Raw genomic sequence first — 24,748 nt, forward strand, 5'->3', positions numbered from 1 at the left:
CTAAACTTCCACATAGCTATTATACCTCTTTTAATAAATTTTATAATATTTTTTGTATGTGCTATTAAACAGAGGTTGTACACTATGTCGACAATTACTCACATAAAAAAAATAAGCTTTGAGCCATAAGGAATACTCCTTATAACTCAAAGCTACTATATACTTAAAAATATTATTATAATATAATGCATATTAAGCTCCCATTACCCTCATTTATAATTCTTTGTAGAGTCTTTTGAATTTTTATTTGAACGTCATCAGGCATCTTAAATAATTTATTTTGAAGGCCTTCTTTAACTAACACTTCTAAAGATTTACCAAACATATTACTCTGCCAAATTTGAGATTTATCATTCTCAAACTGTTCTACAATGGATTTATAGAAATCTTCGCTTTGCTTTTCTGTACCCATAATAGGTGATATTTCTGTTTGTATATCTGCCTTAATAAAGTGAAGAGAAGGTGCAGATGCTTTTAATTTAACTCCATACCTACCACCATGTTGTACAATTTCAGGTTCTTCTAAGGTCATTTCTGAAAGCTGTGGTGCAACTAATCCATAGCCTTTTTCTTTAACATCTTTTAAAGCCTCTGCAATTTTATCATATTCTACTTTAGCTCTAGAGAATTCTCCCATTAATGTTAATAAATCATTTTCTCCTTTTATTTCACACTCACAAGTTTCGCCAAGTATTTTGTAAAATAATTCGTGTTTAGGAATTATATTGACTCTAGCAGTACCTTCTCCCATATTCATTTCATCAAGTATTGCAGAGTCTAAAAAATCAACTTCTTTAAAGCTTAGTAGTGATTTATTTATATCCCTAACTTTAAAAATATCTTTGCACGTATCTTTTAAGAACTTCATAAAGTTAATTTTTACCCAATGCTTAGAACTTAAGTTTTCAATCCATTCTGGCATATCTATGTTAATTTCTTTAACTGGAAATTCTCTAAGAATTCTTTGAAATATATTAGCTATATCCTCCTCTTTCATATTTATAACATCCATGACTTGAACTGGAACATCATATTTTTCTTCTAATCCCCTTGCTAAAACTTGTGTTTCAGGAGCATCTGCATTTTTAGAATTTAATACCATTATGAAAGGTTTATTAATGGATTTAAGTTCATCAACTACCCTTCCTTCTGCTTCTAAATATTCTTCCCTTTCTATACCTGTGATAGAACCATCTGTAGTAATTAAAAGACCAATAGTTGAATGCTCATTTATTACCTTTTTTGTTCCAATCTCTGCTGCTTCCTCAAATGGGATTTCGTAGTCATACCAAGGGGTTGTCACCATTTTAGGCGTCTCTCCTTCAGCGTATCCTACCGCTCCTTTAACAATATACCCAACACAATCAACCATCCTAACTTTGAATTTAGTACCTCCTTCAAACTCAATTTCAACTGCCTCGTTGGGTACAAATTTAGGTTCAGTAGTATGAATCGATTTCCCTGAACCGCTTTGAGGAAGTTCATCTTTTGCTCTTTCTTTCTTATGAGGATTCTCTATGTTAGGAATTACCATAAGCTCCATAAATCTTTTTATAAATGTTGATTTTCCAGTCCTTACAGGCCCCACGACACCTACATAAATATCCCCTTGTGTTCTCTCTGCTATATCTTTATATATATCAAAATTATCCAAGATATACCTCCCAATACTTATTATTATCACTATAAATATATTTTAGAGATCAATGAATTATTACTATAGATTAAAAATATATAAAAAAAACCAATTTTTTATTAACTTCTTAATAAAAAATTGGTCTTTTTATACTAATTTTTTTCTTAAAACTCATCTTTTTTGTTTCTTGACATCAATTCGTATACTCCATATTTAGGGTCTTTACCTTCAAATAATACTTTGTATAACACATCCGTAATAGGCATAGAGATCTGCTCTTTTTCTTTAAGTTCATAGAAGGCTCTTACAGCTTTTATACCCTCTACTACCATTCCTATATCTTCGCATGCTTTTTCCATTGGAACACCCTTTCCAATCAAAATACCAGCTCTTCTATTTCTACTGTGCATACTAGTGCAAGTTACTATAAGATCACCCATACCCGTTAAGCCATAGAATGTTTCAATTCTACCTCCAAGCTTTGTGCCTATTCGTATAATTTCACTCATTCCTCTTGTCATAAGCGCAGCCTTAGCATTGTCACCGTAGCCTATGCCATCAGATACCCCTGCGGCTAGTGCAATAATGTTTTTAACTGCTCCACCTATCTCTACACCAACAATATCTTCATTAGTGTAAATTCTAAATTTACTAGTCATAAATGCATCTTGCACTATGCTGGCATACTCCATTTTTTTAGATGTAACTACTACCGTTGTAGGTATATCTAATGCAACCTCTTCTGCGTGACTAGGACCAGATAGTATTACTATAGGGTTACTTACGATTTCTTCCTCTATAACTTCTGAAATCCTTTTTGCTGAACCCTCTTCGATTCCTTTTGCAATGCTAACCACAATTTGATTTTGTTTTAAATGTGGTGCTATCATCTTACTTAAGCCTCTTATTGCATGTGAAGGCACCGCTAATACAATTAGCTCACTATCACTTATAACCTTTTCTATGTCCGTAAATGCTGTTACTCCTGCTGGCACGATAATGCCTGGTAAATATTTAATGTTTTCTCTCTTAATGTTAATATCATCAATAACACTAAGCTTTCTATCCCAGATATTAACGTTCGTACCTTTTTTGGCAAGCATTATTGATAATGCAGTACCAAAACTCCCACCACCTAAAAAAGCAACTTTTGACATTTTATTCCTTCCTTTCCCTAAATATAAGTCTTATGCCTGTTCCGATAAATTCAAAGCTATTTCTCAATTGATTTTCTAAATATCTTTGATAAGAAAAATGTAGTAAATTTTCATTATTTACAAAGAATACAAATGTTGGTGGTTTAGAGTCTACTTGAGTAACGTAGAATATTTTTAATCTTTTATTTGCCACTGTTGGAGGTTCTTTCATAAGTACAGCCTTATTTACAACTTCATTAAGTATCCCTGTAGAAATTCTTTTTGAATAATTCTCATAACTTTCTTTTACTGTTTTTAATACCTTATGAACTCTTTGGCCTGTTTTAGCGGATATAAATAAATAAGGTGCATATGTCATGAAATTTAATCCTGCTTGCAATTTTTGTTTATATTCAAGCATAGTTTTTGTATCTTTTTCAATAAGATCCCATTTATTCACTATAACAAAAATTGCTTTTTTCATCTCATGAGCATAACCTATAATTTTCTCATCTTGATCACTTAATTCATCCGTGGCATCAAGAATAAGTATAACTACATCAGCTCTCTCAACAGCAGCTAATGATCTAATAACACTATACCTTTCAATTCCTTCTTCTACTTTACTTTTTCTTCTTATTCCTGCAGTATCTATAAGAATAAATTTACCTTCTTCAGTTTCTATTTTACTATCAATAGCATCTCTTGTAGTACCTGCAATATCAGTTACTATATTTCTTTCTTCTCCAATTATTTTATTTATAAGCGATGATTTACCAACATTCGGCTTACCTACCACTGCAACTTGAATATATTCTTCATCTTCTGTGTTTGAATAAACACTTTCAAAATGGGCTACTACTTCATCTAGCATATCTCCAATTCCAAGGGCTTGAGTTGCAGAAATAGCTATAGGAGTCCCTATACCTAAATTATAGAATTCAAAGGCATTAGCTTCTAGTTCAAGATGGTCTATTTTATTTACTACGAGTACTATCGCTTTTTTGCTTTGTCTAAGCATCTGTGCTACTTCAGTATCCGCACCTGTAAGTCCTTGTTTACCATCTACAATAAATATTATAACATCTGCTGTTTCTATAGCTATTTGTGCCTGTCTTCTCATTTGAGCTAAAATAATATCTTGACTTTCAATTTCGATACCGCCTGTATCAATTAATGTGAAATTGTGTCTAAGCCAATCTGCATCTGCATATACTCTGTCTCTTGTTACACCTGGTTTATCATCAACTATTGAAATTCTTTTACCTGCTAACTTATTAAATAATGTAGATTTTCCTACATTGGGTCTCCCTACTATTGCTACGATTGGTTTTGCCATTATTCTTCCTCCCGACTATTTTGGTTTATTATATGGATTAAATCTTCTCCTGAATAATCGCATATTAAAATTTTTGTATTTAAGCTTTTTTCTAAATCACTTATCGTAATATTATCTAAGAATATTTGCTGCTCATAGCTTCCTAGTTCATATCCTTTTTTTAGCATATTGCTAGGAATTATTAAATAATCCCCTAGCTTTTCATCCCTTAGCTGCTTAATTATGTCGCTTCCTGTTAAAAGACCCGCTACTGTAATAGTTTCTCCAAAAAAAATGTTATCTATTTTTTTAACATCAGTTTTTATTTTGTTATTACATGCAGTAATTTTCTCAGCTACCTTTAATATTTCTGTATAAGCTGAATGCCCTGTTACGAATGTAAAGCTTCCCTTATTATTTGGCTTTAGATCTGCTACATCTTTATCAATAACACTTCTAAGTAGTCTAATCATACCAATGCCATCTTCTAATTGATCATACCCATCATAAAACTCCTCTTGTGGTACATCAATATGTGCTACAACATAGAATTCATCAGACAATCTTATAAAAGGTGAGCCTATTTCACTAATATATTTTTCTTGTAATCGCTTTACACTTTCTATTTCCTCTGCTGCAGTATTTTTATCATACAATGTTAAATTAAATAAGCCTTTTCGATACTTTGTTATTCCAACTGGAACAACTGCTAAATTTTCTATGCTAGGATAAAGTTTATATAAATCCTCAATGGTTTTTATAAGCTCTTCTCCATTATTAATACCTGGACAAGAAACCACTTGACAATTAATTTTAATACCCGCTTCAGCCAGCCTTTTTAACCTATCATACACATTTCCAGCAAATTTATTGTTCAACATTATCTTTCTAAGCTCTGGATCAGTAGTGTGAACCGATACATTAATAGGGCTTATCTTGTATCGAATAATTCTATCTATGTCCTCTTCCTTCATATTAGTTAAAGTTACAAAATTACCTTGAAAAAACGATAATCTTGAATCATCATCTTTAAAATACAAAGTTTCTCTCATTCCTTCTGGCAATTGGTCAATAAAACAAAATATACATTTATTATGACAGCTCATTGGTTTATCCAAAATAGCATCAACAAATTGGATTCCTAAATCTTCATCATATTCCTTTTCAAATTCAATCTCCCAAATTTCACCGTCTACCTTTTCAATTTCAATTTCAAGAAGTTCATCTGTAATTAAAAATTTGTAGTCTATAATGTCTACTACGTAATTGCCATTTATACTAATTAATCTATCTCCTACTTCTAATTCAATTTCTTCTGCGATACTTCCTGGAAGTATCTTAGCTATTTGGTTTTTCATTTTTACCTCCTGCTCAACCATAACCTTTCATCTAAAAGGTTTTATGAGGAATTAGAAATATTATATTAAGATTAAATCACACATTTAAATATATAATATTAAATTTATAATAAGAAATTAGTTAAGTAATAAATTATAGTATTCCATTAAGTTATATTACATTAATTAAATACCTAAGTCAACGCTATTAGTCGTTAAAAGAAGAAAAAAAGCATATTTCGCTCATTTTGCGGTTTTTTAGCTACCTTATACTAATGGATTTAAAACTGATATGTAATTTACTACAGAATAAAAATACCTCCTAAGAAGGAGGTATTAAAATGCTTCTATGCAATATTTTCTTATAATTTTCCTACCATCTTCACTTTTAAAATACTGAAAAAGATCCTTTAAACTATCTTCTTTTTCTTTAGAATAATACATTTTTATTGGGATTCTTAGAAAATAAAGTTCATTTTGCAAATTTGATTTAGTAATCTCAATACCACTTAATTTTAAAAATTTACTTTCTTTATTATACCACTGTCCAGGTATAAAACCTATAGAATTTTTATTCTGAGCAACAAAATTTTTCATTTCTTCAACACTTGATACATATTGAGTGCTATTACTCATTTGTTCTTTTACAGGAGTATCCATTATTTTTATGTTAAATTCCTGCTGGGCTGAATTTAACATATTTTTATATGCTACAGGTACTATTGTTTTTGATTCACCATTTAATTTTTCCCAGTTTACTATATTTCCAGTATATATTTTTTTTAATTCCTGAGTTCCCACACCATTTACTTTATTGCTAGTATTAACAATAATACCTATCCCATCACAAGCCAGCATGTCAGTCTCAATTTTCTTCTTATCTGGCTGGACATATCCAATTAATACATCCCCTTCAGAATTATCTAATTTATTAAAAGCGCTTTCTTTCTCAGCAGATTCCACAATAACTGCATGATCATTATTTAAATTATAATCACGTGCTAAATCATTTACCATAGGCAAAACTGTGTCTTCACAAATTATTTTAATACTTTTGGGCTGTTTTTCTTTGGATTCTGCACCTTTTTTACATCCTGTACTTAGCATTATCATACTAATGGAAAAAAATATTAAAAAAGTTTTTAGTTTTTTTTTCTTCATAATCACAACTCCACTACAATATTTTAAATTTATGTTTATTGTAGTTTTTGTATTTTCTCTAAAAACTATTCGTTTAAATTAATTTTTTCACCAGTAACTAAATAAATTGTCCATTCACATATGTTTGTTGTATGATCCGCAATTCTTTCTAGCCACTTACAAATAAATATAAATTGATTAGCTTGATTTACTTTATTTTGATCTTCAATCATTAATTGTAGAAGCTCTCTAAATACTTCTTTATATATAGCATCTACCTCATCATCTCGTTTGCAAACAGCATAAGCCTTTTCAACATCTCCCGCCACATAGGCATCCAAGGAATCTCTTATCATAAGCACTACTATTTCAGCCATTTTAGGTATACTTATTAGTTGCTTTACATATTTTTCATCTTTTAATCTTAATGTAATTTTAGCAACATCAACAGCATAATCAGCCATTCTCTCAAGGTCCGTTACTATTTTTGTCATGGTGAAAATATTTCTTAAATCTATTGCTAAAGGCTGCTGCATGGCGATTAATTTTATTGCTTTATCTTCTATGTCTCGCTCCATTTCATCAACTATGTCATCATTCTTCATTATTTTTTCAGCTTTTTCGGTGTTTTGAGTAACTAAGGCATCGATGCAGTCATAAATTTGTTTTTCTACTAGGCTTCCCATTCTAATTAAATCGTTATGAAGCTCTTGAAGATTTGCTTCAAATACTTTTCTTGCCATAAAATCACCTTCCTTATTATATTTTAGCCAAATCTTCCTGTAATATAATCCTCTGTTCTTTTATCTTGAGGTTTGTAAAATATCCCCTCCGTTTTCCCATTCTCAACGATTTCTCCATTTAAGAAAAATGCTGTATAATCAGATATTCTACCTGCTTGTTGCATATTATGCGTAACAATTATAACTGTATACTTTTTTTTGAGAACATCCATTAATTCTTCAACCTTTAAAGTTGAAATAGGGTCTAATGCAGAAGTTGGTTCATCCATCAGTAAAACTTCAGGTTCTACAGCCAAAGTTCTAGCTATGCATAAACGTTGCTGTTGTCCACCAGATAATCCTAGTGCACTCTTTTTAAGCCTATCTTTTACTTCATTCCAAAGTGCAGCTCCCTTTAAACTATTCTCTACAACTTTATCAAGCTGTTTCTTATTAGTTAGACCATGAATTCTGGGTCCATAAGCCACATTATCGTATATTGACATAGGGAAAGGATTAGGCTTTTGGAATACCATTCCTATTTTTTTTCTTAAATCTATAACATCATAATCTGATTTGTATATATTTTTATTTTCGTAAAATACTTCTCCATCTATTTTAACAGCATCTATTAAATCATTCATTCTGTTTATAGTACGTAAAAATGTCGATTTACCACAACCTGATGGTCCTATAAGTGCAGTAACCGAATTTTTCTCTATATTTATGTTTACATTTTTTAGTGCTTGAACGTTCCCATAATATAGATTTAAATTCTTTGCTATAACAATTCCCATATTGTACCCTCCTTATTTACTTCCTGTATGAAATTCATATAATTTTTTCCCAATTATTCTTGCAGATACGTTAAATATAAGCACTGCAATTATTAAAACTGCTGAAGCTCCATTTGCTATCTTAGTAGCATCAGGTACCATTCCTTCAGAATTTAACTTCCATATATATACAGACAAGGTTTCAGCAGGCCTTAATAAACTATAAGCTGAAGCTTTACTGGTTAAACTTAAATTAGTAAAATTTAAAGTTGGTGCACTCATACCTGCAGTATACAGTAATGCCGCTGCTTCTCCAAATATTCTTCCCGATGCTAGTATAACACCTGTTAGAATTTGAGGCATTGCAGATGGCAATATAACATTTTTAATAGTCTGCCATCTAGTTGCACCTAATCCTAAGCTTGCTTCTTTAACACCAAAAGAAGCGGCTTTAATAGCGTTTTCACTAACTCTAGTAAGTCCTGGTAGATTTATTATAGTTATAGCTAATGCTCCAGAAATAAGAGAATATCCCCATCCTGACATATTAACAAACACTAAAAGTCCAAATAGGCCAACTACTATAGATGGTAGCGATGCCATAGTTTCAATACTCAATCTAATAACATTTAATAGCTTGCCTTCTTTTGCGTATTCAGCTAAATATATTCCAGCCCCTACACCTAGTGGTATTGTAATTATAAGTGTTACTACAAGCAGATGCAACGAGTTATATAATTGACGTCCAATCCCTCCACCGGCTTCACCAATTTTTGGTTCACCAAATATAAAGTTTAAATTCAATGACTGTCTTCCATTATATAGTATATAACCTATGAGGCTTACGAGTAAAAGAATTACTAAAGCAGAAATTATATATAAAACTATGGTTGCTAATTTATCTTTAACTTTAGAACTCATTATACCTCACCTCTTTTCCCAAGTTTTCTAATTATAAGTATAAATACAAAGGATATTATTAGTAATAATAGTGCCATTGACCATAACGCATCATTCCAAGCTGTACCATATATTGTATTTGCCATATCCATAGTAAGTATGCTTGTTAATGTAGATGTAGTTCCGAGTAACCCCTTAGGGAATGTAACTGAGTTTCCTATAACCATTTGCACTGCTAGTGCTTCTCCAAATGCTCTTGAAACTCCGAGTACTATTCCTGTTAATATTCCACTTTTAGCTGCTGGAATAATTACTTTAATTATAGTTTGCCATCTAGTTGCTCCAAGGCCATAAGATGCCTCTATATAATCTTTGGGTATGGTTTTTATAGCATCGGACGCAATACTTGTGATTGTTGGTAAAATCATTACGCTTATAACTAATACTCCTGCAAGCAAACTAAAACCAATTCCTCCGAACCAAAGCTTAATAATAGGTACTAAAACACTTACACCTATCCAACCATAAACAACTGAAGGTATTCCCACAAATAACTCTATGGCAGGTTGAAGAACCTTTGTGCCAATTTTTGGTGAAATTACATTCATAAACACTGCTAAAGCTACCCCTATTGGTGCACTTACTAGCACTGCAAGAAAAGACACTGCTGAAGACCCAAGAATAAATATCAAAGTTCCAAATTGAGGAGATAAAAATTCTCCACCCCCCTCCGGATTCCAATTTCCAGAGAATATAAAGTGAAATATTGAGTATCCGTGCTTTATAAAGGTATTTAAACCTTTAGTCGTTAGGAAAAATATGATTGAAAAAGTAAGAATAACTATAACAGCACCACAAACTGTTGCAAATCCACGTCCTAAATATTCATTTTTAAGTTTTAAATATATTTTTTTCATATCATTTTTTTTCATATCAATCTACCTCAAAAAAATTATTTTAACGACATTTATGAAGTCGTTAATGTTACAACTGAGAATGTTATGTTTTAATGTAAAATAAAGACTGGTTTTACCCAGCCCTTAAAAGACTTTACTCTCTCGTAGCCTTCATATCTGCCATTGGAATATATCCTAATTTTGTTATTCCTGCTTTCATTTCATCACTTACCATATAATCCAAGTATGCTTTTGTTATTTCTTTAGGTTCACCTTTGGTGTACATATGTTCATATGCCCAAATTTTATATTTATCTGTGATTATATTTTGTGCATTTGGTTCAACACCATCAATTTTTAATATGGTTAATCCTTCTTTGTTAACTGTATCAGCGAAATAGGATAATGCTAAGTAACTTATTGCTCCGTCCGTTTGTTTAACTGATTGTTTAACTTGCCCACTTGAATCCTGAGTTAAACCAGTTGCTTCTTCCTTCTTATCCAAACCAAATTCTTTAAATGTTACTCTAGTCCCTGAAGATTTTGGTCTATTTATAACAGTGATTTTCATGTCAGCTCCGCCAACTTCTTTCCAGTTTTTTATCTTACCTGTAAATATGTCTATTAATTGCGCCTTTGTTAAAGATTCAACCTTAGATTTTGGATTTGTTACTGCTGCAATTCCTATAACACATACCTTATTATCTTTTAATGCAGCTGCGTCAATTCCTTCTTTATCTTTTGCATATATATCTGAATTCCCTATTTCTGCACTACCCTCCAATACTAATTTAAGTCCGGTACCACTTCCACCACCTTGAACATTTACAGTTGCTTCCGGGTTTTTATCTAGGAAACCTTTAGCAGCTAATTCAGCCAAAGGCTGAAGTGCAGTTGATCCTGCCGCTGTTATTGACCCTGATAATTCAGATTTTTTAAATTCAGTTTTAGGCGAAGTTTTACTTGAACAACCCGTGAAAATGCCTGCTGTCATTGCAACTGCTAGTGCAGCCACCATCAATTTCAAGTTATTTCTTTTCATTGATAATTCCCCCGTTCATTTATTTAGATTGTTTTATTAACTATTCATTACACTTATAATATTATACCCTGAAAGTTAACTTTGTATTAAGCCAAAGTTAACTAAAGTTTAGCTAATGTTAATTAAACTTTACAATGAATAAAAATAAAGCTATCACGATAATTAAAATGGATCCTATATGATAGACACTAAAAAAGTCTATTCATATGGGATTTTTTTTTGTACAATTAAATTAGAAAGGTTGTGAGCATTATGAGTAAAAAAGTATTTACTAATGAACAAATTTTAGCGCTCTCAAAAAACAGATATATTAAACGAGTTAGTGAAAAAGGAATTACATATACAGATGAGTTCAAATCCTTATTTGTAGCTGAGCATATAATGGGGAAATTATCGTCTCAGATTTTTCAAGATGCAGGGTTCGATATAGAAACACTTGGTAATACTAGAATCAAGTCTTCTAGTAAGAGGTGGCGCAAGGCTTATAAGGAATCTGGCGAATTAGGCCTTAGAGATACTAGAAAATTCAGCAGTGGACGCCCACTTAAACGTGAATTAACCCTAGAAGAAATAATCACAAGAAAAGATGCTGAGATTGAATACTGGAAGGCAGAAGCAGAACTATTAAAAAAAATCGAGCTGCAAGAAAGGCAGGTGAAAAACGGTAGTTTAAGGATCTCTTCAATTTTTGCACTTATTCAGAACATTCTCTCTAAATCTAAATATAAAAATATGATTAGACATCTATGTGGTGTAATTGGAGTATCAAGATCAGGTTATTATAATTACCTAAAATCAGAATCTACACGTAATATTCGAGAACAAAGAGATTTACAATTAAGGAAAATAGTTCTTAAGGCATTTGAACATAGGGGTTACAAGAAGGGTTCACGTTCTATTAAGATGGTACTCGAGCAAGAGTTCAATTTAATTATTAATAGAAAATGTATTCAAAGAATTATGCGTAAATATAATATCAAATGTCCAATTAGGAAAGCAAATCCTTATCGTAGGATGATGAAAGCAACTCGAGAACATACTGTTGTACCAAATCTTTTAAATAGAAAATTCAAACAGGACATAGCTGGAAAGGTTTTGTTAACGGATATCACTTATATGCCATATGGAGCTTCTTGTATGGCTTATTTATCAACAATTAAAGATGCTTCTACAAACGAAATACTTTCATACCACCTGTCTAAGCGCATTACATTAGATATTGCAACGGAAACGATTGAAAGATTAATTAGACGTCATAAGAAATTATTGACTTCAGAATCGTTTATACATTCTGATCAAGGGGCTCATTATACCAGTCCCAAATTTCAAAAACTACTTAAAAAATATAAACTTGGACAGTCAATGTCTAGAAGAGGAAACTGTTGGGACAATGCCCCACAAGAATCATTTTTTGGTCATATGAAGGATGAGATTGACTATAAAAGTTGTGATACATTTACTGATTTACAGAATCTAATTGATAATTATATGGATTATTATAACAACTATAGATATCAATGGGGATTAAAAAAGTTGACTCCTGTACAATACAGAAATCAACTTTTAGTTGCATAGTCTTTTTTAAATGTCCTTGACATAGGATCCATTTTAAATAACGCGATAGCTTTATTTTTATTTAACGTACGGAATTTCAACTATAAATTTACTACCTAATCCTAGCTGACTTTCCACATATATTTTTCCATTTAATTTAAGTACTATATGCTTAACAATAGCAAGTCCTAATCCTGTGCCACCTTTTGATCTAGAACGAGCCTTATCCACTCTGTAAAACCTCTCAAATATGCGTGGAATTTGTTCTTTAGCTATTCCAAACCCAGTGTCCTTAACCCATAGAATGCATCTATCATCTTTGCTCTCCATTCCAATACTAACACTATCTCCTGTTTCTGAGTAGTTTATTGCATTATCTACTAAGTTAATTAACATTTGTTTAAACCTATCAGCATCACCTATTATTGCTTTTACGTCCTGCTGCTCAACTGATAACTGGATTCCTTTTAATTCTGCTATGTTTTTCATTAAGTTGTAGACATCTTCTACAATTTTATTAATGTCAATTTTTTCATTTTTAATTTCCTTTTGTTGTTCTATATGTGAAAGTGTTAAAATATCTGTACTTAATCTAGTTAATCTTTCAGCTTCTTCATTGATTATATTTAAAAATTTTTCCTTTGTGTCAGCATCATCAACATATTTTAGAGTTTCTGCAAACCCTTTAATAGATGTTAAAGGTGTTTTAAGTTCATGAGAAACATTAGCAACGAATTGTGTTCTCATATTTTCCAATTGTTTCACTTCTGTAATATCTTGAACAACTGCCACAGTGCCTATATGTTCGCTTCTGTTAATTATATCTGTAGTTTTTATTCTAAGCTCTCTTTCTTGTGGCCAAACTATCTTTATTTCTTTATAATCATTATCACTTTGGTGGAAGATATTTTCTAATTCAAAATCCCTTATATTATCCAGGAGATTTTGTCCTATAATATCTTTAGTAATTCCAAATGTTTTTTTAGCATATGGATTAATCATTATAACTTTATTTTTTCTATCTACAGCAATGACTCCACTATCCATACTTTGCAAAATAGCCTCTAGCCTGTTTTGCTTGTCTGTAACTTCATTCAATGTAGACTCTAGTTTATCCGCCATCTCATTAAAATTCTTAGCTAGTTGTCCTATTTCACCATCTGATAATATCCTAGCTCTTCTATGAAATTCGCCCTTACTAATTCTTGAAGTAATAAAAATCAAGTCGGTAATTGGTTTTACTATAATATGGGATAGTTTTAGAGAAAACCAAATTGACATTATTGCTGAAAAAATTATGGCTAAGATGTAAAGCTTAAAATATTTACTACCTAATCCATTTACAATTTCAAGAGGCATAGAACTTCTAATAATAAATCCATCACCAAAAGTAGTTGCAAAATACATCATATTATGATCAGTAGATTTACTATATCTCACTGTAAATCCACTGCCACTTTTTCTTGCGTCTATTATTTCTTGCCTATCATTATGGTTATCCATAGTTTCCCCGCTTACATTTGAATCATAAATAACTTTACCATTCTTATCAACGTAGGTAACTCTTAGCTGCGAACTTTCTAAGTTCTCCATAAAAAATTTCTTAGGGTCTCTTAAATTATTACTTTGCAATAATCTAATAATCATATTGTTATTCATTTGAAGCTTCCCTTTTAAATTCTGCTGGTATTCATAATTAAAAATAGACGTGAATAATGCAGTTACTACCACAAATATAAAAATCACAGTGCTTAACAAATATATAAGTAATTTTTTTTTCATAATTACTCTCCAAAATTAAATCTATATCCTATGCCCCTAATAGTCTGGATATACATTGGATTTTTATCATCTTCTTCGATTTTTTGCCTTAAATGTCTTATATGAACGTCAACAGTTCTTGTTTCTCCTAAGTATTCATAACCCCATATTTTATCTAATAAAAAGTCTCTAGTCATAACTCTTCCTTTATTCTTTATCAAGATTTCCAGTAGTTCGAATTCCTTTAATGTTAAATCAATTTTGATTTCACCTTTAATAACCTCGTGCTTACCAAAATCAATATTCAAATTTCCAACACTAAAAGACTTTTCAACTGCTTGCATATTGATTCTTCTAAGTATAGCTTTGATTCTTGCTACTAACTCCCTTACTGAGAATGGCTTTGTAATATAATCGTCTGCCCCTAGCTCAAGTCCTACTATTTTATCTATTTCTTCTGCTTTTGCTGTTATCATTATTATTGGCATATTTGACATAGTTGAATCTTTTCTAATTTCCTTACACACATCTAAGCCATCCATTCCAGGTAACATTAAATCTAGTAACATCAATTGCGGCAATTGTTCTTTAGCAAGTTTTATAGCATCTATACCATTGTCAGCACACATAACTTTATAACCATTCTTCTCCAAATTAAATTTGATTAACTCTTGTATATGTTCCTCATCATCCACCACTAATATTTTTTCTTCAGCCATGTTAATCCCTCCATATTCCAGCGTTAGTTTATTGTTTTTAATAAACAATAATACATTTTCTTTTGTTTATTATTATTAGTCTTAATATTACTATAAATATCTTCACTAGTAAACTGTTCTATTACTTACCTGCTAGTTTCATAGCATCAGTCTCCAATATGTGCCCCCATGTACCCCTAATATATTTAGCTCTTCAGCCATAATTTTCTCGTAGTTTTAAAAAAATTATAATTTCTAAAAAAAAATGCCTAAAGGCATTTTCATTCCTTAGACATTAATTTTCTTATCTCTTCCATGAATGTATTAATATCTTTGAATTGCCTATAAACTGAAGCAAACCTCACATAAGATACCTCATCTACATTTTTTAATATGCTCATAATGATTTCTCCTATATAATCAGATTTCACTTCTGTAAGCATTTCATTATTTAACTGTTTTTCTACTTCATCACAAATAGCTTCAATTTGTTTTCTTGATACCGGTCTCTTTTGGCATGCCTTCATAAGACCATTTAATATTTTCGTTCTATCAAAATATTCTCTATTAAAATCTTTCTTTATTACTAAGATAGGTACATCTTCCACTTTTTCATATGTAGTATATCGCTTAAAACAACTTAGACACTCTCTTCTTCTTCTAGTTGCAATATTATCATCTGTTGATCTAGAGTCAACTACTTTACTTTCTTCACAGCTGCAATATGGACATTTCAATGGCCTTCACGTCCTTTTCATAGTATAGTTAGCAAATATACTAACATTATACACTTTTTCCTATTCGTTTTCCATATTTACATCACTACCATCTACAAGGATAACATCCACCCCAATTTTCTTTACTTTTTCCCAAGGTATCTCAACACTATTATTTTTATTGAACCAAGATGACTTTTGGGTTGGCATTAGGATTGAAATAATTCTATATTCTTCACAATCAACTTTTAAATCTTTGATATATCCCATTTTTGAGCCTGAATTTATATCTATAATTTCCATCTGTCTTAAATTATTTATTGCAAACATTAAACTTTCCATTTTATTCACCCCCACTAAGTTTTCGTAAAACCGGTTTTTAAAACAGCTAGTCACTATTCAATTCTATTTTTAGAGTCCTAGCACTTTATATTATTCATATTCATAAGTTATTAAAAATATTATTTATAATTAGAACATTTCTTTATTTATTTCATTTTGACTAATATTTAATTTTGAAATAAGAGCTTTTATAGTTGGTTTCTAAAATATAATTATAAAAAGGGTCCTACTGGAGGCCCCTACACCATTTTATTAATTTCTTTTTGTAATCTTTTTATTATTCTTTTTTCAAGCCTTGAGATATAAGATTGTGATATTCCGAGTATATCAGCCACTTCCTTTTGTGTTTTTTCTATGGTTCCGTTTAAGCCAAATCTTAATTGAACAATTTCTTTTTCTCTTGAATTTAAACGTTGCATAGCAAGCCAAAGCAATTGTTTATCTACATCCTCTTCAATAATATTGTAAACCACATCGTTGTCCGTTCCAATAATGTCTGAGAGTAACAATTCATTACCGTCCCAATCAACATTTAGGGGCTCGTAAAGAGAAATTTCTGTTTTAATTTTACTATTTCGCCTAAGATACATTAAAATTTCATTCTCAATACATCTTGAAGCATATGTAGCTAGCTTAATGTTCTTTTCAGGATCAAAAGTATTAACTGCTTTTATAAGCCCTATGGTTCCTACAGAAATTAAATCTTCAACATTTAAACCTGTATTCTCAAACTTCCTTGCTATATATACTACCAGTCTTAAATTTCTTTCAATTAAGGTAGCTCTCACCTGCTTATCTCCTGTATCTAATTTAACTACTAACTCATACTCTTCATCTTTAGTTAAAGGAGGTGGTAATGCATCATTCCCTCCTATATAAAACAAATTGTTTGAAAATATTTTGAATTTAGCAAATAACTTGTTTAACATCACTTTAAAATTGAACATAATTTCCTCCCCATCTCTATTATTAGCACATAGTAATCATTTCTATTAACCCTACTAACTAAGTATACCTCTAGACATAAGAGCGTTATAGTCATTATCTTTGCTTAATTTATACTCACAAAAGGCTATAATTACATCTCTTGTTTCAATATTTTTTTTATCAATATGAATATTAATATACTGTGGTTTAAACCCTATGAGTCTTCCGTTAGTTCCATTCACTACATTATAAGGAATAAAATAGGTATTATTTTTTTCTAGCAAAATTTCGCTTAAAATATCCCGTTCAACAATTAATACAGGTAAATTGGTAGCAGGTTCACGAAGCTCATTTCCAGTATCTAAAAATGCCTTAATAGTTTTTTTATAGCTTTTATTTATTATATCAACAGTGTATATAAGTGTTGATATTTTTTTTCTATCCTTAATAAAAATCATGATCCTGTATATCAATATATAAATTATCATTACTGAAAGCATTAATTTTTCGTAAGGAAAATTTATTATGATTATATCAAATGACATATCTTTACTATTATTCATTTGTATAAATAAACACATTCCGGCTAAAAGTATTGAATATAATATAAATATTAAAGAAGCCTTAATATTAAATAAAATATTTTTTTCTCTAAAAACAATTAAAATCATTACAACGGGTACTAATATTTTAAAAGGTAAATATGTTAGATATTTGAGCTTTGGATACACTACTGTTAAAACATATAAGCTACCTACAAAGCTTGATACACACATCCACATAAACTTTACTCTTTTTCTTAATATTTGAACTGTAACATGCAATATGAATAGATTAACTATAAAATTCACTAATATAAGGACATCTATATATACTATCACTTGCTCTTCCTCCTTTAAAAATATTATATAACTTATTCAATCAAAATTTTGTCATTTTTTACAACATTTTTTTATTTTTATTCTTCTATAAAACATCATTTTTTCCCATATTATGTTAAAAGTTACAAAATAAAAAAGGACCATTACCTATAAATTCGCTACGTTAACTATCACCTCTAAAACGGCATTAAGTTAACGCAGTGAATTTGCATAGACATTATGTCCTATTAGCAATTAAAATTGCCCTAAACGCAAATAAAGTGCCAAAAGGCACTTTACTATTTATTACTTGCTTTGTCTTCTTAAAAAAGCTGGAATTTCTAAATCAGAATCTCCATACTCTTTAGTATATGCAACTTCTTCAATAGGATTAACTGGTTCTTTTACTTTAGGCTTTGGCACAGTTTTATTTTGCACAACTTTATCACTTTCAAAACCGGTTGCAATAACTGTTATTCTTATTTCATCTTTTAGGTCTTCATCTATAACTGCACCAAATATAATATTAGCATCTGGATCAGCTGCTCCTTGTACAATTTCCGCAGCTTCATTTATTTCAAGTAAACCTAAGTCCATTCCACCAGTAATATTTAAAAGTACCCCTGTAGCACCGACTATAGAAGTTTCTAGTAACGGGCTTGAAATAGCTTGTTTTGCTGCCTCTTGAGATCTATTATCACCAGCGGCTCTACCAACACCCATATGTGCAAGACCTTTAGCAAGCATAATTGTTCTCACATCTGCAAAATCCAAATTTACAAGACCGGGTATAGTAATCAAATCAGATATACCTTGTATACCTTGTCTTAAAACATCATCTGCCATTTTGAAAGAATCCATCAATGTAGTTTTCTTATCTACCATTGTTAATAATCTTTCATTTGGTATTGTTACTAAAGTATCTACTACTTCTTTAAGAGTTTTTATTCCGATTTCAGCATTAATCATCCTTTTTCTGCCTTCAAAAGGGAATGGTTTTGTTACAACTCCTACAGTAAGTATTCCCATGGATTTAGCGATTTCTGCAACTACAGGTGCAGCTCCAGTACCTGTACCGCCTCCCATACCTGCAGTAATAAATACCATATCCGCTCCTTTTATTGCTTGAGAAATTTCTTCTTTACTTTCTTCTGCTGCTTTCATACCTATTTCTGGATTAGCACCTGCTCCTAGCCCCTTAGTTAGCTTATCACCAATTTGAATTTTTTGAACTGCATGAGAAAGAATTAAAGCTTGTTTATCCGTATTTATAGCTATAAACTCCACGTTTTTGAGTCCTTCTATAATCATTCTGTTTATAGCATTGTTTCCTCCGCCTCCACACCCAATTACTTTAATTTGAGCAAATTCCTGAACATCAACATCAAAATCTAGCACAACACTACCTCCTCTTTAGAAAAAATCTGCAAAAAAACCTTTTATTTTTGATGCAAATCCTTTTTCCACTTTTATATTTTTGTTTTTTGACCATTTGTTATCATATGAATGTTCATCTGACTCTTCCAATGAACTATTACTAGTTTTAATATTATTAACAGCTTGAAGCACTATACCTACTGCTGTAACATATATAGGACTAGCTGCTCCTACATACTCTGGTGAACCTATTCTCACTGACTTATCGAGTATATCTTTACTTAGTTCATTAGTGCCCCTAAATAAAGCGATACCTCCACCAACTATTACTACTCCAGAAGTTTCTTTATAAAATCCGCTATTCACTAAGTTTCTTTTAATTAAATGTAATAACTCATCTACTCTAGCATAAATTATATCAACTAATAAATTATTATCAATTTCCATTAAATTATCATAAGAATCTTTGACTCTAATTTTCTCAACGCTTTCTCCTTTTTCTTTAATTAAGCTTCCATATTTAAGCTTTAATCTTTCACCTTCGCTAAAAGGAACTTTAAGACAAACTGAGATATCATTGGTTATGTTATCTCCACCTAATTGAATAATAGAAGTATGTTTTAATTTTCCACTCTTGTAAATAGAAATATCAATAGTTTGTGCTCCAACATCAACTAGTGCTATGCCCATGTCTTTTTCTTCTTTTCGTAATACAGACTCTGATATAGCTGATGGTTGAAGTACTATACCATTAACTTTAATTCCAGCTCGCTTCAAACTTTTCAATAAATTACTAACTACTGTAGATTGTGCCATGACTACTTGTCCTTCAACTTCGAGCCTTACACCACTCATTCCTATAGGGTCTTTGATATTATCATATCCATCAACAATATATTGTTCGGGCTCAACGCCTACTATTTCTTTATCGGGCGGAACTGAGATGAGTTTAGCTGCTTCAATTACCCTGTCCACGTCACTCTGTTTGATTTCTCTGTCTTCAGAAGATATCGCAATCATACCTGTATTTCTTACTAATTCACAAATCCCTCCAGGTAAAGATATATACCCTTCATTGATTTGTGTATCTGTCATACGCTCTAATTGTGTAATACATTTTTTTATAGCTTCAGCTGTACTATCAATATCTATTACAACTGATTTATTTAAACCACTACATACAACTGATGTAATGCCTATAATCTGAAGTTTTCCATTACTACTGATTTTACCAACTGATCCACATATTTTTGATGATCCTAAATCAATTCCTACTATTTGTTCATTCATTAAGTTTATCCCCCCTCATAAGAGAAACCTTAAGTGTATATATTCAACAAAAAAATAAATTTTCCTTTTAATTTAAATATTTTTTTTAAATATTTATTATAAATTTAAATATAATCAAAATTAATTTCATTTTATTGTATATTTGCGGATATATATAAACTTAATTTCAAATTAGTAAACTACATTATATTAATGATGTTAAAAAGCTAACTTGTTCTTCAAGACTAATTATAATAGCAAAATATAGAAAAAGCAATATCATATTGTTAAGTAAATTAACCAAATAGTATATAATTTGGTTAATTTTACATTGAATTAAAAATAAAGCTGAAAGCTATACTTTATCTATGCTTTTAGCTTATTTTAAAATTATTTACTAAAGTGATAGCATTCTTACAATCATCTCATTGTCGACTGAGTAAGTAATTGCTTCTTCTTTAGATATAATACCTTTTTTATATAACTCTGCGATTGACATGTCCATAGTTTTCATACCATATTTCCCTCCAGTTTGAACACAAGACTGTAATTGATGTGTCTTGCCTTCGCGAATAAGGTTTTGAATTGCTGGAGTTGATATCATTACCTCAAGCGCCGCTACTCTCCCTCTTCCACTTATCTTAGGTATTAATTGTTGAGAGACTATCCCCTGCATTACCGCAGATAATTGAACTTTAATTTGTTGCTGCTGATATGGAGGAAATACATCAACTATTCTATCTACTGTTTTTGCTGCACCTATAGTATGTAGCGTAGAGAAAACCAAATGTCCAGTTTCAGCTGCAGTAATAGCAATAGAAATCGTTTCAAGATCTCGCATTTCACCTACTAATATAACATCTGGATCTTCTCTAAGAATAGCCCTTAAGGCATTTTTATAATTTTTACTGTCTTTTCCGATTTCTCTTTGATTAATAATGGATTTGTTATGTTTGTGTAAATATTCAATAGGGTCCTCGAGTGTTATAATATTACATGCTCTAGTAGAATTAATTTCATTAACCATAGCAGCGAGAGTTGTACTTTTACCACTACCTGTAGGACCGGTCACTAAAACTAGCCCTCTTTGCTTTGTGGTAAGAACCCTAACAACATCTGGAAGCTCAAGCTGTTCAATAGTAGGTATTTTTAATGCAACTACTCTAATAGCTATAGTATCGCTTCCCCTTTGTTTATAAACATTAACTCTAAATCTTCCAAGGCCGTAAATAGAGTAAGAAGTATCAATTTCTCCATTTTGACAATATTCTTCATAAGAATTTTCTAAAATTTCTCTTGAGTATTTTTCAGTGTCTGCTGGAGTTAATTTATCTTTCCCTGTTTGCATTAAATCACCATTGACTCTAATGATTGGCACTGATCCCACTGTAAGGTGTAAATCTGATGCATTTTGTTCTGTTGTCTTTTTTAGTAATTCACTAAGAGGTATCATTATTAGTCCTCCTGTTCTTTTAATGGAGCTTCCAAATATATATGCCAAATTGAGTTCTAAATTTTAGAATCTTCTTGTCACTTAAAATTTTTGCTCCATTTTCATCACCTAGCTGCCGATATTTTATTTTCTCAGATAAATAATTTAAATCCATTCTTTCCCGAAATGTTTTGTATCTTTAACTAAAATTGTTTAAGATGCTTTATTTTCCTAACGGTGTACATTTTATAATTATACCATAGTTGTTACAATTTATTAGAACTATTCAACCTATTTTTATTAGCACCATTTAATTCCTTATTAAGTTTCTTTAATGCTCTCTTTTCAATTCTAGAAACATATGATCTTGAAATCCCTAAAATCAATGCAATTTCTCTTTGAGTTCTAGGGTTACCATCAAGTAATCCATATCTCATTTGAATTATCGTTTTTTCTCTATCCATTAAAGCTACGTTTATCTTATTATAAAGCTTTTTAATTTGTATTTTGCTCTCTACTATATCAATAATAGAATCTTCATCGCTACTTAACACATCCATCAGTGATATCTCATTGCCCTCTTTATCGATACCAATAGGGTCTTGTAGGTAAACTTCCCCTTTTGTTTTCTTATTATTGCGAATAAGCATAAGTATCTCGTTTTCTATACACCTTGCAGCATAGGTAGCAAGCCTTGTTCCCTTACTTATATCAAAGGAATCAATGGCTTTAATAAGTCCTACAGTTCCAATAGATATGAGGTCATCTACATCCTTTCCTGGATAGGAATATTTTTTTACTATATGTGCAACTAGTCTTAGATTTCGTTCAACTAATATACCTTTAGCTAGTAACTCGCCGTCCTTTAACTTTGTTAAATAGGATTTCTCTTCTTCTTCACTTAATGGTTGAGGGAATGAACTACTACCAGTTATATAAGCCGTCAAAAGTGTAACATTTCCAATCATATCTAATAAACAATTTATGAAAAACACAGATGTTCCTCCTAATAGAGCTTATTAATATACTATGATTTATTTTATTAAAAGTGCCTGTACATGGAAATTTATTTTATTATTTTATAAATTTCTTATCATCTCCTGCGGATCTATTGCAGCAACCCAGGATATGATTTAATGGCATTAACTACTTTTTTAAATATTGGAGCTGCTGTCCCTCCACCTTCTTCATCTGCTTTACCTTTTACATTACTCATCTCAATATTATTCACATATACAACCATAGAATAATTTTTTCCGTTTGAATTGAAAAAACCAACAAACCATCCATCGGAACACTTCTGACTTTCTTTTTTCCCATTTACTAATTTGTTTACATAGTATGTAGTAGTGCCTGTTTTCCCACCTATATCCATGCCTTTAATTGAAGCCTGGGTTCCTGTGCCTTTGTTTACTACATCCATCATATGAAGTTTCACAGCTTCTGCTGTTTCTCTTTTTAATATGGTCGTATTTTTAGGGGTAATTTCCCCTAGAATTTTATTATCATCATTTACGTATGCATCTATTATGCTTGGCTGAACATATACTCCATTATTTATAATAGTATTAGGCATACTCATGGCTTCTAGCGGCGTTATTCTAACATTCTGTCCAATAGCTGTTTGACTTGTATCACCATACGTAGGATTTAATAAATCCGCTACGTCAAACTTACCACTGGCCTCTTGATGAATATTTAATACTTTACGTAACATCCCTTGTTTTTCTGCATAATCATATATATTTTTAAAACCTATCTTCCAACCTAATTGAGCGAATATGTTATTAGAAGATTTGGCTAACGCCTCCGCAACTGTAAATGTTTCTCCCTTAAAAGGCTCTTCTGGAAATATTTTAGGATTTACTGTATATTTTCTATAGTTATCTATTTTATTCGTATCTAACCCAGCTTCATCTACAATAACTTTAAAAATTGATCCCGGCAAAGCACCATTAGTACTTGGATATCCTAAGTTTGCATTATAAGCGTTATCATCCTTTTGTACCATCGCTCTTATCTTTCCATTGCTGCTCTCCATTACTACAACACCAATTTGGCTATACTTTTTGTATGTTTCCTCATGAAGAATAGCGCAAGCTTTATCTTGGATTTCTTTATCTAAGGTAAGTCTTACATTAACATTGTTTTTAGGATTAATAATTTTACCTGCAGCTATTTCACCATTAACACCTTTAGCAAATCTAATTTTTGTATAATCATTATTTTTAGTTTTATTGTATATTTCCATTTCCAAAGAATCAGCGCCTTTGAATACATAATCACTAACGACTTTTTTAGATACAGGATCAACATGTTCTTTATTGTATTTCGGGTCTATCAATATATTTTCAATTTCCCAATTCCTATCCTTGATCACATCATTAGCTACATAAGTATAAAACCCTTTTACTTTTTTAATATCCTTAAGTTTATTATAAGTCACTTCATCAATTTTATATCTTATTTTCTCTCCATTACCGTTACCTTTTATTTTTTCTAAATCATAGCTTTTATCATAGTTTCTTAAAGTAATAGTTAACGCTTGCATATCATATTTGCTAGTATATTCATTAAATCTCAAATAATCAACTGGATCAATAATCGCATAATAATTTACAACATACTTCAAAAGATCGCGCCCATTACAGTCAGTTAAACTATATAGTGACCCGTATTGTTCATCTATTGTATATTGTGAATTAAACATAGTTTTCAAGGGCTCGGATTTAAAATACATGTAATTCATGATTCTCCAAATTAAAAAACAAAATAATAACGTAAACACACCCATTACTGTCCAAGTTCTTTTTCTAATTTCACTTCTTTGATTTGAGTAACCAAAGATATTATTTCTGCTATACATAAAAACACCTCACCTAGACTAATTCTCGCCTAAAATGAGATGT

The 24,748-nt window shown here is 30.9% G+C and carries 22 protein-coding genes; 1 reads left to right on the forward strand and 21 read right to left on the reverse strand.

The window, feature by feature from the left end:
• Positions 1-175: 175 nt before the first annotated feature.
• The 10 genes from spoIVA to ACWJJ7_RS03390 all read right to left on the reverse strand — a co-directional run bounded on the left by spoIVA (position 176) and on the right by ACWJJ7_RS03390 (position 10,903).
• A complete protein-coding gene (gene spoIVA / locus ACWJJ7_RS03345; RefSeq protein WP_462963931.1) occupies positions 176-1,654 on the reverse strand; it encodes a stage IV sporulation protein A in 1,479 nt (492 codons plus the stop codon).
• A 146-nt stretch (positions 1,655-1,800) separates the two neighbouring features.
• Positions 1,801-2,793 (reverse strand): NAD(P)H-dependent glycerol-3-phosphate dehydrogenase, encoded by a 993-nt coding sequence (locus tag ACWJJ7_RS03350; RefSeq protein ID WP_462963932.1) that lies wholly within the window; start codon positions 2,791-2,793, stop codon positions 1,801-1,803.
• Position 2,794: 1 nt separating this feature from the next.
• The gene (gene der, locus ACWJJ7_RS03355) at positions 2,795-4,111 is read right to left on the reverse strand and encodes a ribosome biogenesis GTPase Der (protein WP_462963933.1); all 1,317 of its coding nucleotides are present in this window, start codon (positions 4,109-4,111) and stop codon (positions 2,795-2,797) included.
• Entirely contained in the window at positions 4,111-5,448 is a 1,338-nt protein-coding gene (locus tag ACWJJ7_RS03360; RefSeq protein WP_462963934.1) for a DUF512 domain-containing protein, read from the reverse strand. The genes der and ACWJJ7_RS03360 overlap by 1 nt, the downstream gene beginning before the upstream one ends.
• A gap of 315 nt (positions 5,449-5,763) precedes the next feature.
• Positions 5,764-6,588, reverse strand: coding sequence for a substrate-binding domain-containing protein (locus tag ACWJJ7_RS03365; RefSeq protein WP_462963935.1), 825 nt, complete (start codon positions 6,586-6,588; stop codon positions 5,764-5,766).
• Between the two features lie 65 nt (positions 6,589-6,653).
• Entirely contained in the window at positions 6,654-7,310 is a 657-nt protein-coding gene (gene phoU, locus ACWJJ7_RS03370) for a phosphate signaling complex protein PhoU (protein WP_462963936.1), read from the reverse strand.
• Between the two features lie 23 nt (positions 7,311-7,333).
• A complete protein-coding gene (pstB, locus tag ACWJJ7_RS03375) occupies positions 7,334-8,086 on the reverse strand; it encodes a phosphate ABC transporter ATP-binding protein PstB (RefSeq protein ID WP_462963937.1) in 753 nt (250 codons plus the stop codon).
• Positions 8,087-8,098: 12 nt separating this feature from the next.
• Positions 8,099-8,986, reverse strand: a complete 888-nt coding sequence (gene pstA, locus ACWJJ7_RS03380; protein WP_462963938.1) for a phosphate ABC transporter permease PstA — start codon at positions 8,984-8,986, stop codon at positions 8,099-8,101.
• Positions 8,986-9,897: a phosphate ABC transporter permease subunit PstC gene (pstC, locus tag ACWJJ7_RS03385; RefSeq protein ID WP_462963939.1), complete on the reverse strand. Its 912-nt coding sequence runs from the start codon at positions 9,895-9,897 to the stop codon at positions 8,986-8,988. The genes pstA and pstC overlap by 1 nt, the downstream gene beginning before the upstream one ends.
• A 118-nt stretch (positions 9,898-10,015) precedes the next feature.
• Complete coding sequence (locus ACWJJ7_RS03390; protein WP_462963940.1) at positions 10,016-10,903, reverse strand: phosphate ABC transporter substrate-binding protein; 888 nt, start codon at positions 10,901-10,903, stop codon at positions 10,016-10,018.
• 252 nt (positions 10,904-11,155) lie between these two features.
• Between ACWJJ7_RS03390 and ACWJJ7_RS03395 the strand changes: the two genes are divergently transcribed.
• A complete protein-coding gene (locus tag ACWJJ7_RS03395; RefSeq protein ID WP_462961899.1) occupies positions 11,156-12,478 on the forward strand; it encodes an IS3 family transposase in 1,323 nt (440 codons plus the stop codon).
• Positions 12,479-12,535: 57 nt separating this feature from the next.
• Here the strand turns inward: ACWJJ7_RS03395 and pnpS are convergent, their stop codons facing one another.
• The 11 genes from pnpS to ACWJJ7_RS03450 all read right to left on the reverse strand — a co-directional run bounded on the left by pnpS (position 12,536) and on the right by ACWJJ7_RS03450 (position 24,705).
• Complete coding sequence (gene pnpS, locus ACWJJ7_RS03400) at positions 12,536-14,239, reverse strand: two-component system histidine kinase PnpS (RefSeq protein WP_462963941.1); 1,704 nt, start codon at positions 14,237-14,239, stop codon at positions 12,536-12,538.
• A 2-nt stretch (positions 14,240-14,241) separates the two neighbouring features.
• Positions 14,242-14,937 (reverse strand): response regulator, encoded by a 696-nt coding sequence (locus ACWJJ7_RS03405; protein WP_462963942.1) that lies wholly within the window; start codon positions 14,935-14,937, stop codon positions 14,242-14,244.
• Between the two features lie 260 nt (positions 14,938-15,197).
• Entirely contained in the window at positions 15,198-15,653 is a 456-nt protein-coding gene (gene nrdR / locus ACWJJ7_RS03410; RefSeq protein WP_462963943.1) for a transcriptional regulator NrdR, read from the reverse strand.
• Between the two features lie 60 nt (positions 15,654-15,713).
• Positions 15,714-15,974: a YlmC/YmxH family sporulation protein gene (locus ACWJJ7_RS03415; RefSeq protein WP_462963944.1), complete on the reverse strand. Its 261-nt coding sequence runs from the start codon at positions 15,972-15,974 to the stop codon at positions 15,714-15,716.
• Positions 15,975-16,213: 239 nt separating this feature from the next.
• Positions 16,214-16,921: an RNA polymerase sporulation sigma factor SigE gene (gene sigE / locus ACWJJ7_RS03420; RefSeq protein ID WP_165412728.1), complete on the reverse strand. Its 708-nt coding sequence runs from the start codon at positions 16,919-16,921 to the stop codon at positions 16,214-16,216.
• A 54-nt stretch (positions 16,922-16,975) separates the two neighbouring features.
• Positions 16,976-17,782 carry a sigma-E processing peptidase SpoIIGA gene (gene spoIIGA / locus ACWJJ7_RS03425; protein ID WP_462963945.1) on the reverse strand — a complete coding sequence of 269 codons (807 nt, stop codon included), beginning with the start codon at positions 17,780-17,782 and terminating at the stop codon, positions 16,976-16,978.
• A gap of 285 nt (positions 17,783-18,067) precedes the next feature.
• Positions 18,068-19,159, reverse strand: a complete 1,092-nt coding sequence (gene ftsZ / locus ACWJJ7_RS03430; RefSeq protein WP_462955941.1) for a cell division protein FtsZ — start codon at positions 19,157-19,159, stop codon at positions 18,068-18,070.
• 15 nt (positions 19,160-19,174) lie between these two features.
• Complete coding sequence (ftsA, locus tag ACWJJ7_RS03435; RefSeq protein WP_462963946.1) at positions 19,175-20,428, reverse strand: cell division protein FtsA; 1,254 nt, start codon at positions 20,426-20,428, stop codon at positions 19,175-19,177.
• A 376-nt stretch (positions 20,429-20,804) separates the two neighbouring features.
• Positions 20,805-21,860 (reverse strand): type IV pilus twitching motility protein PilT, encoded by a 1,056-nt coding sequence (locus ACWJJ7_RS03440; protein WP_462963947.1) that lies wholly within the window; start codon positions 21,858-21,860, stop codon positions 20,805-20,807.
• A gap of 245 nt (positions 21,861-22,105) precedes the next feature.
• Positions 22,106-22,834 carry an RNA polymerase sporulation sigma factor SigK gene (gene sigK, locus ACWJJ7_RS03445; RefSeq protein WP_462963948.1) on the reverse strand — a complete coding sequence of 243 codons (729 nt, stop codon included), beginning with the start codon at positions 22,832-22,834 and terminating at the stop codon, positions 22,106-22,108.
• Between the two features lie 113 nt (positions 22,835-22,947).
• A complete protein-coding gene (locus ACWJJ7_RS03450; RefSeq protein ID WP_462963949.1) occupies positions 22,948-24,705 on the reverse strand; it encodes a penicillin-binding transpeptidase domain-containing protein in 1,758 nt (585 codons plus the stop codon).
• Between the last annotated feature and the right edge of the window lie 43 nt (positions 24,706-24,748).

The organism is Clostridium sp. CM042 (assembly GCF_055080995.1).

What these genes read in the sequence shown, in the direction of transcription:
- ACWJJ7_RS03415 (WP_462963944.1), bottom strand. Translation starts at nt 15,974, where the DNA reads ATGGAAAGTTTAATGTTTGCAATAAATAATTTAAGACAGATGGAAATT.
- pstA (WP_462963938.1), bottom strand. Translation starts at nt 8,986, where the DNA reads ATGAGTTCTAAAGTTAAAGATAAATTAGCAACCATAGTTTTATATATA.
- ACWJJ7_RS03405 (WP_462963942.1), bottom strand. Translation starts at nt 14,937, where the DNA reads ATGGCTGAAGAAAAAATATTAGTGGTGGATGATGAGGAACATATACAA.
- ACWJJ7_RS03440 (WP_462963947.1), bottom strand. Translation starts at nt 21,860, where the DNA reads ATGATACCTCTTAGTGAATTACTAAAAAAGACAACAGAACAAAATGCA.
- pstB (WP_462963937.1), bottom strand. Translation starts at nt 8,086, where the DNA reads ATGGGAATTGTTATAGCAAAGAATTTAAATCTATATTATGGGAACGTT.
- ACWJJ7_RS03350 (WP_462963932.1), bottom strand. Translation starts at nt 2,793, where the DNA reads ATGTCAAAAGTTGCTTTTTTAGGTGGTGGGAGTTTTGGTACTGCATTA.
- ftsA (WP_462963946.1), bottom strand. Translation starts at nt 20,428, where the DNA reads ATGAATGAACAAATAGTAGGAATTGATTTAGGATCATCAAAAATATGT.
- ACWJJ7_RS03395 (WP_462961899.1), top strand. Translation starts at nt 11,156, where the DNA reads ATGAGTAAAAAAGTATTTACTAATGAACAAATTTTAGCGCTCTCAAAA.
- ACWJJ7_RS03450 (WP_462963949.1), bottom strand. Translation starts at nt 24,705, where the DNA reads ATGTATAGCAGAAATAATATCTTTGGTTACTCAAATCAAAGAAGTGAA.
- pnpS (WP_462963941.1), bottom strand. Translation starts at nt 14,239, where the DNA reads ATGAAAAAAAAATTACTTATATATTTGTTAAGCACTGTGATTTTTATA.
- pstC (WP_462963939.1), bottom strand. Translation starts at nt 9,897, where the DNA reads ATGAAAAAAAATGATATGAAAAAAATATATTTAAAACTTAAAAATGAA.
- sigE (WP_165412728.1), bottom strand. Translation starts at nt 16,921, where the DNA reads ATGTTCAATTTTAAAGTGATGTTAAACAAGTTATTTGCTAAATTCAAA.
- ACWJJ7_RS03390 (WP_462963940.1), bottom strand. Translation starts at nt 10,903, where the DNA reads ATGAAAAGAAATAACTTGAAATTGATGGTGGCTGCACTAGCAGTTGCA.
- der (WP_462963933.1), bottom strand. Translation starts at nt 4,111, where the DNA reads ATGGCAAAACCAATCGTAGCAATAGTAGGGAGACCCAATGTAGGAAAA.
- ACWJJ7_RS03365 (WP_462963935.1), bottom strand. Translation starts at nt 6,588, where the DNA reads ATGAAGAAAAAAAAACTAAAAACTTTTTTAATATTTTTTTCCATTAGT.
- ACWJJ7_RS03360 (WP_462963934.1), bottom strand. Translation starts at nt 5,448, where the DNA reads ATGAAAAACCAAATAGCTAAGATACTTCCAGGAAGTATCGCAGAAGAA.
- phoU (WP_462963936.1), bottom strand. Translation starts at nt 7,310, where the DNA reads ATGGCAAGAAAAGTATTTGAAGCAAATCTTCAAGAGCTTCATAACGAT.